Genomic DNA, 13,466 nt, shown 5'->3' with positions numbered 1-13,466 from the left:
TCCTTCGGGAGGCGTTTTGCATATTTCATGCGGCACTGACAAAGAAATGCTTCACCGATTTCCGGAAAGGGCAAAAATTGGCAGCGTTAGAGAAAACGTCGCACCTTGGTCGAGGTTGTTCCTGGCGGTCAGTGTACCGTCATGTGCTTCGATAATTGAGCGTGAAATTGCCAGACCTATACCCATGCCTTTTGCCTTTGAGGTGACAAACGGCTCGAAAAGAGTATCGAGCTCAGCGATACCATCTCCGTTGTCAGAAATTTCGATTGTAGCCAATAGTTCATCGAGGAAAGCGCCGGTGATGCCGACTTGTGGTGTGCGGCCGGTATTTTCTGTTGCTTCGATTGCATTCGACAACAGGTTGATAAGGACCTGCTGAATCTGTATCTGGTCGACGTTCACGTCTGGAAGATTGTTGGGAAATTCCGGCATTATGGCGGCATCTCGCATAGTGGGGTCTTCTTTCAACAACTTCACCGCGTCCCGGACCATGTCAGGGATACTGCATTGAGACTTCTTGAGGGACTCTCGTTTGAACAGCGTACGGATGCTCTGCATCGTTTCGTCGGCAGCATGGCCATCTCGGAGTATGCACTCCACGGACGAGCGCACCTCATCGAGATTGGGCGGGTTGGTCGCAAGCCAGCGCCGACAGGCGTGAGCATTGGCGATAACAGACGTAAGTGGTTGATTGAGCTCGTGCGCTATCGAGGCCGATAATTCAGCAACCGTTGCAATCCGGGTCGCGCGAGCGAGTTGGGTTTGTACTTCTCGCAAGCTGTCTTCAGTACATTTTTGTTCGTCGATGTCGATGTTCAGGCCGTACCATTGAACGATGTTGCCATCCGCATCGCGCATGGCTTCGGCGCGTACCTGATGCCAGCGGTATTGCCCGTCCTCGCGGCGCATACCGCGCATACGGAAGACGTCGGTGTGGGGTTCACCAGTCTGAATTGAGTGTGTCCATCTTTGAATGACGCTCTCCCAGTCATCTGGGTGGATAAGCTTCTTATATCCGAGGTCGCGAGTTTCCGATATGTCCGTACCGGCGTATTCTGTGTGTCTCCGGTTGTAGTAGGTCGGTTGCCCGTCAGCATCGGCGCACCAAATCATCGCCGGGATTGTTTCGGTAATCTCCCGCAATTGGTGCTCGCGCTGCTGGAGTGCGACTTCCGTTTCTTTCAGGTCGTCAATATCCGCGCAAACGCCATACCAATGAAGGATTTCACCCGTCTCATCGCGGAAAGGTTCACCGCCGACAAGATACCAATGTAGCTTCCCATCAGCTCCCGTAATCTGATAAGTGTCCTGGTAAGATGAGCCCTCGAGGACGCATTGCTGCCAATGTTTGTGGACACGCTCCCGCTCGTCAGGCGGAACGAGACTGAATAAGGGCTTTCCGTCAATTTCCTCCCAGGTCTTTCCGATGAACGAAAGCATGCGGCGATTCCATCGGTCGATTTCCCCGCTTGGGGTGGCGCGCCAGATCATGACCGGCATCTACGATTTCCCGAGCTTCCCTCTCGTTTTTTTTCAAAATTTCCTGAGCCTTTACTGCGTCGTCGACCTCGATAACGACCAGGTACCAGTTGACTATGGCCCCTTCGTCGTAAAACGGTTCAGCGATGAGGTGTTGCCATCTGTACGCACCATCGTATTGCTGCATCCGGACGACGACATCGACGGGTCGACCTGCTTCGATACATTGCGCCCATTGGGCACGGGCAGCTTCTACCTCGGTGGGGTGGATGTAGTTCATCCATAGGTCACCGACAACCTCTTCGCTTGGACGGCCCAATGCGGCAAGCCCGACCTTGTTGACGTAAACGAGATTGCCGGCGGGATCCGCAACGCACACGCAAGCTGGGACGCAGTCAACTATTCGCCTGTAGTTTTGGCCTTCGCTCCGACGACGCGACTCCGCAATCTTGCGGTCGTTAATGTCCCAGTTCAGACAAACCCAACCGACAAGTGCGCCGTTCAAACCTCGGACGGCCCGCATCCGGCACAGGAACCATCGGTAGACACCGTCAGCGCGGCGAATCCTGAATTCGAGTTCGCCGGGGTCCCGGCCTGCAGCCAACTCCTCCCAGTAATGTTCGTTTGCTGCGACGTCGTCGGGATGGATGACATCGTCATAATTAGCGGAAGTGTTACTTACCTGGATTCCCGTGTATTCGCGGATGCTTTGGCTGAGATATTCGGGCGAGCCGTCAGGGCGAGCAGTCCAAACATGACCAGGGAATAGCGCACCCATCGCTTCCAAGGTTCGAATTCTTTGCCGCAGGTTCTCTTGTTCTGTTTTCTGACGATTGATGTTCCAGTTCATACCAGACATGCGGACCACCTCATTGCATCGCTTACGTTGAGTATGGAGGGCCAAACTACGATGGCGTGAAGGAATCGCGCAATTACATATTTATGTAGCCCCGTCGCGGCGACGCAGGCGGGATCGCGCGAGCGACGTGGGGCGCAGCCTGACCGAGGACCAGTGGACCCTTGTCACTGGCTGCCTCGCGCGATTGCCGGCCACCTCCATCAACCAGCGACTGCACGTCGCGCTGCCGCTGCTGTACGCCATCGGACTGCGGGTGTCGGATGCGCGCCGGATGGCGGCGATGATGAAGTTCTGGAAATGACGCTGCGCGCAATGGAATAAATCATGGCCCCCAGGCGTTTAGTCAAATGGACCATCATTTTTCTGCCAAGGAGGGGTCATGCGCGATTCGCCACACCGGTTCCTGGCCACTCGCGGACACGCGATTGCCAGATTTGTGCTCGCCACTTTCACATTCTTGGCGGGTGCCCTCTGCCAGGCCCAGCCAGCCGAGGCGGACGGGTGGCCAGATCGGTACGTGCTGGAGCCACTACGCTCGAGCGTCACGTTCGACGTCGACGCCTTCTCGGACTCGCATATCAAGATGCGCTTTCACCGCATGCATGCCCAGCTTGAAGGGACGCAGGCCGGCCTGGACTCAGGCCGCGTGACGGTGACGATCGATGCTTCAAGCGTTGAGGCGCACCCGCGCTTTCTGTCCCTGATCATCCGGGGCGGCGGCATGCTCGATGTGGCCCGCTATCCTGAGATCCGCTTTGTCAGTACCCGCTTTGTACGGACCGGGGAAGGCAGTGGGTGGCTTTTCGGCAACCTTACGATCCACGGCACTACGCGCCCGGTCAGCCTTCTTGTGACACCCGGCGGCGCCATCGGAAGTCCGAGGCGCGACGGCACGCTTGCCTTCTCCGCGGCCGGGGAAGTCAGCCGCCGGGAGTTTGGGCTGTCAGCATGGTTCCCCACTGTGGGCGATGCCGTGCACGTGAATATCCAGGTGGAATTCGTGCATGGACCTTGAAGCGCCGGGCAGAACCAGGGGTTTTTTCCCCAATGCAACACAGGAGAACATCATGTCGACCCGAATTGTTGCGGCGTTGCTTGCCGCGTTCCTTCTTGCGGCTTGCGGTGGAGGCGAGGACGATTCCGTCACCACGGCCGGGTCGGGGGCGGGCATGACGGGCGGCGCCGTGTCGGGAAGCGCTCCAGGATTCCAGCCTACGCCAGGCCCCGGGGGCGGCGGTGGTGGTGGTGCAGGCGCCGGCGGGGCAGGGGCCGGGTCCGGAATGTAGCCGGTGGATCATGCCTGGATCGAATGCCGGCCGACAACTACTACGATAACGAGTGATCCGCTTTCACTCTCTCCAGCCAATTCGGCATCCGGCGACAGCTCCCACGATGACGGACTGGATTCGGTCGGATTCCTGGATGACGACTCGTCCCTGGTCTAGCGCCGGCCGCGAGGACACCCGCCAGTGGTCCCGCCCTAAAGGGCGAAGCGGAGCTCTTGGAAGGCAAGTGACACGCACGGGCTGACCAGCCAAAGCGGTAGCCGTGCGACCTGACTCGTGCCAGGTGGCACGTCACTTAGGGCCAACCGCCCCTTAATCCCCACTGGTCCACTCGACCTGCACGCCGAGGCTGCGCAGGTTCTCGACGAAGCGCGGGTGCGCGCGGCGGATCGGCGTGGCGTTGTGGATCTCGGAGCGGCCATCGATGCTGGCCGCGACCATGAACAGCGCGATCGCGACCCGGATGATGTACGGGCTCTCGACCACTGCCGGCGTCAGCGGATTGCCGCCGAAGGTGATCAGCCGGTGCGGGTCCGATGAGAACACATGCGCGCCGAACTTCGACAGCTCGCCGGTCCAGCCGAGCGCGCCGTCGTAGACCTTGTTCCAGAACATCGCATTGCCCTGCGCGCGCACGCCCAGCGCGATGAAGATGGGCAGCAGGTCGACCGGGAAATACGGCCACGGCGCCGCCTCGACCTTGGTCAGCACATTGCTGGTGAAGGGCGTCTGCACCTTCAGCGGACCCGGCCGTAGCGCGCGCGACCAGCCGTCTTCGTGCACCACCTGCACGCCGAACTTGGCGAAGGTGCGGTCGATCAGCGGAAAGTTGCCGGGCGTACTGTTGCGCACCACCACGTCGCCGCCGGTGATCGCACCGAGCGCGAGGAAGGTGGTGATCTCGTGGAAGTCCTCCTCGAAGGTGAACTCGCCACCGCGCAGCCGGGCGCCACCGCGCACCGTCAGCCGCGAGGTGCCGATGCCGTCGATGTCGGCGCCCATCATCGCCATGAAGCGGCAGAACTCCTGCACATGCGGCTCCGAGGCGGCGTTGGTCAGCGTCGATTCGCCTTCCGCGGCGGCCGCGCACAGCACGAAGTTTTCGGTGGTGGTCACCGACGCATAGTCGAGCCAGTGGTGGGTCGGCTTCAGCGGGCCGCCGCTGCGGACCAGCAGCGAGCCGCTGGCGCGCTCCACCTCGCCGCCGAACGAGCGGAAGATGTCGACGTGCGGATCGATCTCGCGCACGCCAAGCGTGCAGCCCTTGACGTTGTCCTCGAGCCGCGCCACGCCGAAGCGGGCCAGCAGCGGCGGCACCAGCATGATCGACGAGCGCATTTCCTCGGGCAGCCGGTGCGTGGCGGCGTCGAATGCGGTGTCGCGATGGTGCAGGTCCAGCGTGCCGGTCGCGTCGTCCAGGTGAACTTCACTGCCCAGCGTGCGGAAAATATCGAGGATCTTGCGGACATCCGTAATGTCCGGAACGCCATGCAGCCGCAGCGGCTGGTCGGTCAGAAGCGTAGCGCACAGCACCGGCAGCACCGCGTTCTTGTTGGCCGAGGGAATGATGCGGCCGCGCAGGGGCGTGCCACCGTGGACGATGAGGTTGGACATGGGTGAGGCGGGGAAGTGGCGGGAACGGCAAATCGGGGTGGGAAACGCGTCCGGCATTGTACTGTTCTCGTGTGGCGGACGCCCCGATCCGCCGCGGGCCACCCTGAGCCCTCCCCCCAAAAAAACGCCAGTCCCCGCCCGAGGACTGGCGCAAATTCCCTTTCCTACCCTTCAGGCTGCTTCCTCACGCAGCTGCTTCTTGTTGATCTTGCCGACGCTGGTCTTCGGGATCGCTTTGACGAACGCGATGCGCTCCGCCTCAGGCACCGCGTACTTGCTGATACGGCGCGAATCTACATGCGTCATCAATTGATCGCGGATCTGCTCGGGCTTCACTTCGGCACCCGCCTTGCGCACCACGAAGGCCATCGGCCGCTCCCCCCACTTCGCATCCGGCACGCCGATCACCGCGCATTCCTGCACGCCGGGCACTTCCGTGATCAGGTTCTCCACCTCGATCGAAGACACCCACTCGCCGCCGGTCTTGATGACGTCCTTAATGCGATCCACGATCTGCACGAAGCCGTCCTCGCCCATCACCGCAACGTCCTGGGTATGCAGGAAGCCACCCGCCCACAGCTCTTCCGACGCCTGCGGCTTGCCGAAATAGCCCTTGGTCAGGAACGGCGCGCGCAGCACGATCTCGCCGCGGCTCTTGCCGTCGCGCGGCAAGTCGCGCATGTCTTCGCTGACGATGCGGTAGTCCACCATCGTCACCGGACGGCCGGTCGAGCAGCGCATGCGGACTTCCTCGGCGCGGTCCTTGGGCGTGCAACCCGGCGGAATCTGGGCCAGCGACACGATCGGGCCGGTCTCCGACATGCCGTAGCCGGCGAAGATATCGATGCCGCGCGCCAGCGCCGCCTCGCACAGCGCGGGCGGCAGCGCCGAGCCACCGATGATGATCTTCCAGCCCGACAGGTCCTGCGCGCCGTCCTGCGCGGACTGCAGCAGCATCTGCAAGATGGTCGGCACGCAGTGCGAGAACGTGACCTTCTCGGTCTCGCGCAGCTTGAGCAGCATATCCGGCGCGTAGCGGCCCGGCAGCACGGTGCGCAGGCCCAGCATCATGGCGATGTACGGGATGCCCCATGCCAGCACGTGGAACATCGGCGTGATCGGCATATAGACATCTTCACGGTGCATGCGCTGGCCCTCGCGGGGCGAACACAGGCTCGTGGCCGATGCCAGCGTGTGCAGCACGATGTCGCGGTGGCTGTAGCAGACGCCCTTGGGGTCGCCGGTGGTGCCGGTGGTGTAGAAGGTGGCGGCCTTGGTGTTCTCGTCGAAGTCCGTGAACACGAAATCCGGCGAGGCGGCTTCCACCAGCGCCTCATACTCGCCCGCCAGCGGCAGCGTCAGCGCGGGTGCGTCCTGGCCGTCAGCCATCAGCACGAAGCGCGGGTTGCAGGTCAGCTCGCCGCGGATCTGTTCGAGCACCGGCGCGAAATCCGGATGGAACAGCACGATGTCCGCGCCGGCGTCGTTGAGCGTGTACAGGATCTGCTGGGGCGACAGGCGCACGTTCACCGTGAACAGCGTCGCGCCCATCATGGGAACGCCGAAATAGCATTCCAGGTAGCGATGGCTGTCCCAGTCCATCACCGCCACGGTGGTCCCGTGCCCAGCGCCGAGCGAAGTGAGCGCCGAAGCGAGCTTGCCGATGCGGCCGCGGAAATCGCGGAAGGTGTAGCGCATCTGGCCGCGGTAGCTGATTTCCTGGTCGCCGTAGAGGCTGACCGAGTTGATCAGGAGCTGCTTGACCAGCAGCGGGTAAGCGTAAGCCGACTGTGCGGCCGTAATCAGGTTGTCTTGCATTGCTGTGTTGTCTTGCGTTGCCTTGGCCAGGGAGTCAGTACGTCTTGCTGCCGATAATGCCTGCACGCTCCATCTTGCGGTGGCACGGCGGATAGTCCATCACGGCGTAGTGCTGGGTGGCGGTGTTGTCCCAGATCGCCACGCTGTTGGGTTCCCAGCGCCAGCGCACCTGGTACTCGGGGATATATGCCTGGCTGACCAGGAAGCGCAGCAGGTCGCCCGCGCCCGGATTGGCGTCCTGGCCGAAGCGCACGCGGTCAGCCGTGTGGTAGTTGGTGAAATGCGTGGTGAACGCGTTCACATAAAGGACCTTCTCGCCGGTATCCGCGTGCGTGCGCACCACCGGGTGTTCCGCATCGGGATACTGGGCCTTCAGCGCCAGGCGCTTCTCGATCGGCATCGCCGCGCCGAAGGAGGCCTCGATGCTGTGGCGCGCGCGCAGGTCGGCAATCTGCTCCTTGATGTGCGCAGGCAGCCGTTCATAGGCAAGCGCCATGTTTGCCCACATGGTGTCCCCGCCTACCGGCGGGCATTCCACGCAGCGCAGCACGGCGCCGAACTGCGGGGCTTCGCGCCAGGTGGTGTCCGAGTGCCAGGCATTCTCGTAACGGTCGTTGGGCTGGTCCGGGGTCTTGTAGATGCGGACCAGGCCCGGGTGCTCGGGATCGCTGCCGGCGACGGGATGGTCTTCCAGGTCCCCAAAGCGCTGCGCAAAGGCGACATGCTCGGCACGGCTGAACTGCTGGTTCCGCAGGAACAGCACGCGGTGCTTCAGCAGCAAGGCGCGGATCTCGGCAAACAGGCCGTCGTCGCGGATCGCATCGGCCAGGTCGACACCAGTCAGTTCGGCGCCAAGCGCGCAGGTGAGTTGTTGGACTTGCATGGCGTTGCCTCAGATAACGAAGATCGACGAACCCGTGGTCTTGCGCGACTCCAGGTCCTGGTGTGCCTGCACCGCATCCTGCAGGGCATAGCGCTGGTTGATCTCGATGCGGATACGGCCCGCGCCGACGTGATCAAACAGTTCCCCGGCCAGTTCGGCCTTCTCAGCGGGGTCGACGATATAGTCGGCCAGCGCCGGCCGGGTCAGGAACACTGAGCCCTTCATGGCCAGCAGCACGGGGTCGAACGGAGGGATCGGACCCGAGGCGGTGCCTACGCACACCATCGTGCCGCGCCGCTTGAGCGAATCCAGCGACGCCATGAAGGTCGACTTGCCCACGCTGTCGAATACCACCGACACGCCGACACCGTCGGTCAGCGCGCGCACCCGCTCGGCCACGTCCTCATGGCTGTAGTTGATGATGTGGTCACAGCCGTGTGCGCGCGCCACCTCGCCCTTGGCTTCGGAGGAAACCGTGCCGATCACGGTCAGGCCCAGCAGCTTGGCCCACTGCGAAACGATCAGGCCCACGCCGCCGGCAGCCGCATGCAGCAGGATGCTGTCGCCTTCCTTGAAGGCATGGATGCGGCGCATCAGGTAAGCCGAGGTCAGCCCGCGCATGGTCATCGCGGCGGCCGTCTCGAAGCTGATCGTTTCCGGCAGGCGGATCAGCGGTGCGGCGGGCACCACGCGGGCGGTGCTGTACGCGCCGAGCGTGTTGACGAAGCCGGTGTAGGTCACGCGATCGCCGACGGCAACATTGGTGACGTCCGGGCCGATCGCCTGCACCACGCCAGCCGCTTCCACGCCCATGCCCGAGGGCAGCGGCACGCGGTAAGTCCCGTTGCGGAAATACGTATCGGCATAGTTCAGGCCGACCGCCACGTGGCGGATGCGTACCTGGCCGGGGCCGGGCTCGCCTACTTCAGTGCTTTCATAGCGCAGTACTTCCGGTCCGCCGATCTCGTGCATCCGTACAATTTTTTCCACAGCCTTGGTCTCCTTGGTCAGGCGCGGCGCAAGGTGCGCCGCGTATGGAAGCAATGTAGGACCAGGAGCGAGGCGGCGCTTTGCAATAGCTTCCATCCACTTTGCATTTCATGCCAACCGGGCCTATCATCCGCTGCGAGACAACGCTGGCGCACCTTTGCGGGCAGCCGGCGACAAGAACAAGGAGACAGGTTTGGAGACGCTGGTGCGTGCTGCTGCACTGACCAACTTTTTTGAAGTAGCTGCAGAAATCGGCCTCGACACACAGCCACTGCTGCGCGCGGCCAAACTGACCCGCGCCCTGCTGGCCGACCCCGACCAGCGCATTCCGGTCAATGCCTGTGCCAAGCTGCTGGAAGCCGCCGCCGAGGCCACCGCCTGCCCGACCTTCGGGCTGCGCATGGCCGAATCGCGCCAGTTGTCCGACTTTGGCGTGATGAGCCTGCTGATCAGCCAGCAAGCCACGCTGCGCGACGCGCTGGCCACCATCATCCGCTACCGGCACCTGGTCAACGAGTCGGTCGCCATCCTGCTGGAAGAGACGGGAAAGTCCGTCACCATCCGGCAGGAAGTCGTGCTGGATGCACCCTCGAGGCAGGGCACCGAGCTCGCCATCGGGGTAGTGTTCCGGCTCTGCCGGGCACTGCTGGGCCCCCAGTGGCAGCCGCTCAGCGTCAACTTCACGCACCGGGCGCCTGCCGACCTGCGCGTCCACCGCAGACTGTTCGGCTGCCCGCTGGCGTTCGACAGCGAGTTCAACGGCATCGTCTGCCTGGCGGCGGACCTGGACGCGCCGAATCCGACTGGGGATCCGGCCATGGCACGCTATGCGCAGCGCTTTGTCGATACCTTGCCGCGCGTGAACGAGCCGTCCATTGGCCGTGACGTGCGCAATGCGGTCTACCTGATGCTGCCGATGGGCCGCGCCACCTCTGAAGCCGTGGCCCAGGGACTTGGCCTGAGCCTGCGTACCATGCAGCGCCAGCTCGATGAAGCCGGCGAGACCTTCACGGACATCCTCAATGAAGTCCGCCGCGAGCTGGCGCGGCGCTATGTGGAGAACCCGCAATACTCGTTGCTGAACGTGTCCGCGCTGCTGGGCTATGGCTCGGCGAGTTCTTTTACGCGATGGTTCTCCGCCCAGTTCGGGGCGTCGCCGGTGGCATGGCGGCGCAAACATGCTGCCGGTGTGCGGGCGTCCAGGCAGGCTGAAGGTTGAGGCGTGCTAACGCGCTTCCGCCGCCGCGAGTTTGCCGTCGAGAGCCGTCAGGATCTGGTACGCGGCCTTGATACGGGCGGCCACGGGGAAGTTCTTGTTCGCCAGCATGACCATGCCGATTCTCTGCGCGGGAACAAAGACCACGTAGGCCCCGAATCCGTTGGTCGACCCGGTCTTGTTGACCAGCACATCGGCCTTCGCCGGCCGCGGCGGATCCAGCCTGGTGACCTTGTTGGCCTCGAAGACGACCTGCGCAGAACTTCCGGCCAGCATGCTGTCGAGCCTGGCCGGATAGTCATACATCTCCCAGCCCAGCCCTTGCGTCAGGTCGCCCACCTTGAAGTACCCGGTATGCGTGCCGGCAATTGCACGTTGCAGGGTGTCGTCCAGCCCTGCCCCGTTCATATTGGCCTCGACAAAACGGATCATGTCGGCCGCCGTGGTCTTCACGCCGTAGGCTTCTGAATCCAGCACGCCGGGCGATACCCGGGTCGGCTTGTCGTCCTTGGTGTAGCCAGTGGCGTAGTCGGCCATCCTGGCCTGCGGCACCCTGATATAGGTGTGCTTCAGGCCCAGCCCCGGAAACAGGGTCTTCTCCATCAGGTCATCGAACGGCTGGCCCATGCTTTGGGCAGCCAGGTAGCCGAACAGGCCGATGCTGGGGTTCGAATAGCGCCGATGGGTGCCGGGGGCGTAGTCCGGGCGCCAGCTCTTGAAATAGGCGACCATCTTTTCCGGGTCGGTAACGGCGTCCGGGAATTGCAGCGGCAAGCCGCCCGCCGAATAGGTGCCCAGGTCCAGCAGGCTGATGCTGTCGAAGCTGCTGCCGGCGAGCGCAGGCAGGTATTTGCTGGCCTTGTCGGAGAGAGACAGCCTGCCGCGCGCCTGGGCATAGGAGGCCAGCGTCGCCGTGAAGGTCTTGCTGACCGAGCCGATCTCGAAAATCGTGTTCTCGGTCACGCTCTTGCCGCCTTTCTTCGCCGCGACGCCATAGTTGAAGAAGTAGCGCTTGCCGCCGACCGTGACCGCGACGGCCATACCGGGAACGTTGCTGGCCTTCATGGCGGGGCGGATGGCGGCGTCGACGGTGCGCTGGAGCTGGCCCGGCTCCCTGCTGCCGGCGGCGTGGGCGGCGGCCCCGCAGAGCAGGCAAGCGGCGACCAGGGTGCTGATGCTTGTGGTGAAAAACTTTTTCATATTAGACAGTTAGACCTTAGGTTCGGACTGCGCCGTCGATTTGCCGGATTGCCCGTCCGTGCGCCGTGGATGATCTCGGCTGGGGCCGGCTGCGATTGGGAAATGACGAACAGGCGCGAGCGAATATAACGAGGGCTGTACATCTTCCACAAACGACAATATCTTGCGCGAGCTATTAGAAAAATTTGGGTATTGGGATGGTCCGTCCTAGATTGCCCCATGTCCACCCGCCCAGATATCCCAATACGGCGGGCTCCCGATCGCCTCGCGCACGCAATCCGCAAACGCCCGCAGCCGCGCCGACACCCGTCGGCCCTCGGGATGGGCGATGTAGATCGATTCCGGCTCCGCCTGCAGGCCGATATCGATCACTGCCAGCGCGCCCCGCCGGATCGCGTCGCCGGCGATAAAGGTCGGCAGCAGCGCGATGCCGACGCCGGCCTCGGCCGCGTCGCGCATCATGTCGCCGTTGTTCACCCGCAGCGCCACGGCGGCGCGGGCGATGGCGGCGCCATTGGGGCCCTGCAGGCGCCAGTCGGCCGCGCCGCGGTGGGCGTAGAAGATGCCGCGGTGCTGTTGAAGCTCTGCGAGCGTGCGCGGGGCACCCATCTGCGCGAGATACCCGGGCGACGCCACCAGCAGGCGCCGGCTCGGCCCTAGCTGCCATGCCACCAGCCGCGAGCTTTCCAGCGGGCCGTGACGGACCACGGCGTCATAGCTGTCGGTGACGGCGTCCGCGCGGCGATCGTCGAGGTCAAGCGTCAGCTCCAGCTCCGGATGCCGGGCCAGGAACGGATAGAGCGCGGGCCCCAGGTGCATGCGGCCGAACGTGACCGGCGCGGAAATGCGCAGCGCGCCCGCAAGGCTGCCGCGCCGCTCGGCCACGTCAGTGGCGGCCGCTTCCACCTCATGCAGGATGCGGGTGGCGCGCTCCAAGAACGCGGCACCGTCCTCGGTCAGCGTCAGCCGGCGCGTGGTACGGCGCAGCAGGTTCGCGCCGATGGCTTTCTCGAGCTCAGCCAGGCGTTCGCTGACGACGGACTTGGAGAGATTGAGGCGACGGGCGGCGTCGCTGATGGAGCCTGCCTCCACAACGGCGACAAAGCTGCCAATACCTTCGAGCTTGATCATTGTTCGGCATATCCGGAAAGTTGTTCCGCGATCTTCAGTCTAGTGAGAACCCACACCGTTGCCCATACTGGGTTCATGAGGCAGCGGGAACGGTCCTGGCTGCCTTCCCCGCGCCTTACTGGAGATCGAACATGGGACGTCTGTCTGGAAAAGTTGCCTTGATTACCGGCGCCAGCTCCGGCATTGGCCGTGCGACCGCACTGCTGTTTGCCGCTGAAGGCGCGAAACTGGTGGTCGGTGCCCGGCGCCAGGCCGAACTGGAAAGCCTGGTGGCGCAGATCCGTGACGCCGGCGGCGAAGCCGTGGCCCTGGCCGGCGACGTGCGCGGCGAGGACTACGCCAGCGCGCTGGTAGCGCTGGCAGTGGAACGCTTCGGGCGCCTGGACATCGCCTTCAACAACGCCGGCACGCTCGGCGAAGGCGGTGCCAGCACCGAAGTCTCGGCAGACGGCTGGAACGACACCCTTGCCATCAACCTGACCGGCGCCTTCCTGGGGGCCAAGCACCAGATCGGCCAGATGCTCAGGCACGGCGGCGGTTCGGTGATCTTTACGTCCACCTTTGTCGGCTATACGGTTGCGTTCCCGGGGGTGGCAGCGTATGCGGCGAGCAAGTCCGGACTGATCGGCCTGACCCAGGCGCTTGCGGCCGAATTCGGGCCGCAGGGCATCCGGGTCAACGCGATCCTGCCGGGCGCCGTGGATACGGACATGTACCGCAGCATGAACGACACCTCCGAGTCCCAGGCATTCATCACCACCCTGCATGCACTCAAGCGCGTGGCCACGCCGGAAGAACTGGCGCGCTCGGTGCTGTACCTGGCGTCGGATGACTCGTCATTCGTCACCGGCACGGCATCGCTGGTGGATGGCGGGGTGTCGATCACGCGTACCTGAGCGGTGGCGGCCTGGCATCCGGGCTTGGCCCGCCTTCAACGGCTGGCCGAGCGCTTTGCCGGCTGCCTGGGCTACTGATCATCCCAGCGGCAGC

12 protein-coding genes are annotated in these 13,466 nt (G+C 63.6%); 4 read left to right on the top strand and 8 right to left on the bottom strand.

Annotation, left to right across the window (positions count from 1 at the left end):
* Positions 1-51: 51 nt before the first annotated feature.
* Positions 52-1,440, bottom strand: a complete 1,389-nt coding sequence (locus K307_RS11850; RefSeq protein WP_042878428.1) for a PAS domain-containing sensor histidine kinase — start codon at positions 1,438-1,440, stop codon at positions 52-54.
* Positions 1,403-2,338: a PAS domain-containing protein gene (locus tag K307_RS46060; protein WP_080744994.1), complete on the bottom strand. Its 936-nt coding sequence runs from the start codon at positions 2,336-2,338 to the stop codon at positions 1,403-1,405. The genes K307_RS11850 and K307_RS46060 overlap by 38 nt, the downstream gene beginning before the upstream one ends.
* A gap of 127 nt (positions 2,339-2,465) precedes the next feature.
* Between K307_RS46060 and K307_RS47755 the strand changes: the two genes are divergently transcribed.
* Together K307_RS47755 and K307_RS11840 are read left to right on the top strand one after the other, a co-directional pair.
* On the top strand, positions 2,466-2,639 hold the full coding sequence (locus K307_RS47755) for a hypothetical protein (RefSeq protein WP_155301129.1): 174 nt from the start codon (positions 2,466-2,468) through the stop codon (positions 2,637-2,639).
* Between the two features lie 78 nt (positions 2,640-2,717).
* Positions 2,718-3,353 carry a YceI family protein gene (locus tag K307_RS11840; RefSeq protein WP_042878424.1) on the top strand — a complete coding sequence of 212 codons (636 nt, stop codon included), beginning with the start codon at positions 2,718-2,720 and terminating at the stop codon, positions 3,351-3,353.
* A gap of 583 nt (positions 3,354-3,936) precedes the next feature.
* Here the strand turns inward: K307_RS11840 and K307_RS11835 are convergent.
* From K307_RS11835 to K307_RS11820, 4 genes are all read right to left on the bottom strand, one after another.
* Complete coding sequence (locus K307_RS11835; RefSeq protein WP_042878423.1) at positions 3,937-5,238, bottom strand: UDP-N-acetylglucosamine 1-carboxyvinyltransferase; 1,302 nt, start codon at positions 5,236-5,238, stop codon at positions 3,937-3,939.
* Positions 5,239-5,409: 171 nt separating this feature from the next.
* Complete coding sequence (locus tag K307_RS11830; RefSeq protein ID WP_042878422.1) at positions 5,410-7,056, bottom strand: fatty acid--CoA ligase; 1,647 nt, start codon at positions 7,054-7,056, stop codon at positions 5,410-5,412.
* A gap of 34 nt (positions 7,057-7,090) precedes the next feature.
* Positions 7,091-7,939, bottom strand: coding sequence for a TauD/TfdA dioxygenase family protein (locus tag K307_RS11825; protein ID WP_042878421.1), 849 nt, complete (start codon positions 7,937-7,939; stop codon positions 7,091-7,093).
* 9 nt (positions 7,940-7,948) lie between these two features.
* Positions 7,949-8,929, bottom strand: a complete 981-nt coding sequence (locus K307_RS11820) for a quinone oxidoreductase family protein (RefSeq protein ID WP_042881862.1) — start codon at positions 8,927-8,929, stop codon at positions 7,949-7,951.
* A 193-nt stretch (positions 8,930-9,122) separates the two neighbouring features.
* Between K307_RS11820 and K307_RS11815 the strand changes: the two genes are divergently transcribed.
* Positions 9,123-10,148 (top strand): AraC family transcriptional regulator, encoded by a 1,026-nt coding sequence (locus tag K307_RS11815; protein ID WP_042878420.1) that lies wholly within the window; start codon positions 9,123-9,125, stop codon positions 10,146-10,148.
* Between the two features lie 6 nt (positions 10,149-10,154).
* Here K307_RS11815 and ampC read toward each other — a convergent pair whose 3' ends face one another.
* Complete coding sequence (gene ampC / locus K307_RS11810; protein ID WP_042878419.1) at positions 10,155-11,345, bottom strand: class C beta-lactamase; 1,191 nt, start codon at positions 11,343-11,345, stop codon at positions 10,155-10,157.
* Between the two features lie 207 nt (positions 11,346-11,552).
* Complete coding sequence (locus K307_RS11805; protein ID WP_042878418.1) at positions 11,553-12,476, bottom strand: LysR family transcriptional regulator; 924 nt, start codon at positions 12,474-12,476, stop codon at positions 11,553-11,555.
* Between the two features lie 131 nt (positions 12,477-12,607).
* On the opposite strand from K307_RS11805, the gene K307_RS11800 reads away from it, so the two are divergent.
* Complete coding sequence (locus K307_RS11800; RefSeq protein ID WP_042878416.1) at positions 12,608-13,372, top strand: SDR family oxidoreductase; 765 nt, start codon at positions 12,608-12,610, stop codon at positions 13,370-13,372.
* Positions 13,373-13,466 lie beyond the last annotated feature (94 nt).

Source organism: Cupriavidus necator A5-1, from assembly GCF_000744095.1.
In the GTDB taxonomy this organism is placed as follows: Bacteria; Pseudomonadota; Gammaproteobacteria; order Burkholderiales; family Burkholderiaceae; genus Cupriavidus; species Cupriavidus necator_A.
This window is presented reverse-complemented; position numbering and strand designations above follow the sequence as displayed.

Bases quoted from the DNA above. Each gene is read 5' to 3' on its own strand.
- K307_RS11805 (WP_042878418.1), bottom strand. From the start codon at position 12,476: ATGATCAAGCTCGAAGGTATTGGCAGCTTTGTCGCCGTTGTGGAGGCA.
- ampC (WP_042878419.1), bottom strand. From the start codon at position 11,345: ATGAAAAAGTTTTTCACCACAAGCATCAGCACCCTGGTCGCCGCTTGC.
- K307_RS11850 (WP_042878428.1), bottom strand. From the start codon at position 1,440: ATGCTTTCGTTCATCGGAAAGACCTGGGAGGAAATTGACGGAAAGCCC.
- K307_RS11835 (WP_042878423.1), bottom strand. From the start codon at position 5,238: ATGTCCAACCTCATCGTCCACGGTGGCACGCCCCTGCGCGGCCGCATC.
- K307_RS11800 (WP_042878416.1), top strand. From the start codon at position 12,608: ATGGGACGTCTGTCTGGAAAAGTTGCCTTGATTACCGGCGCCAGCTCC.
- K307_RS11840 (WP_042878424.1), top strand. From the start codon at position 2,718: ATGCGCGATTCGCCACACCGGTTCCTGGCCACTCGCGGACACGCGATT.
- K307_RS11830 (WP_042878422.1), bottom strand. From the start codon at position 7,056: ATGCAAGACAACCTGATTACGGCCGCACAGTCGGCTTACGCTTACCCG.
- K307_RS46060 (WP_080744994.1), bottom strand. From the start codon at position 2,338: ATGTCTGGTATGAACTGGAACATCAATCGTCAGAAAACAGAACAAGAG.
- K307_RS11825 (WP_042878421.1), bottom strand. From the start codon at position 7,939: ATGCAAGTCCAACAACTCACCTGCGCGCTTGGCGCCGAACTGACTGGT.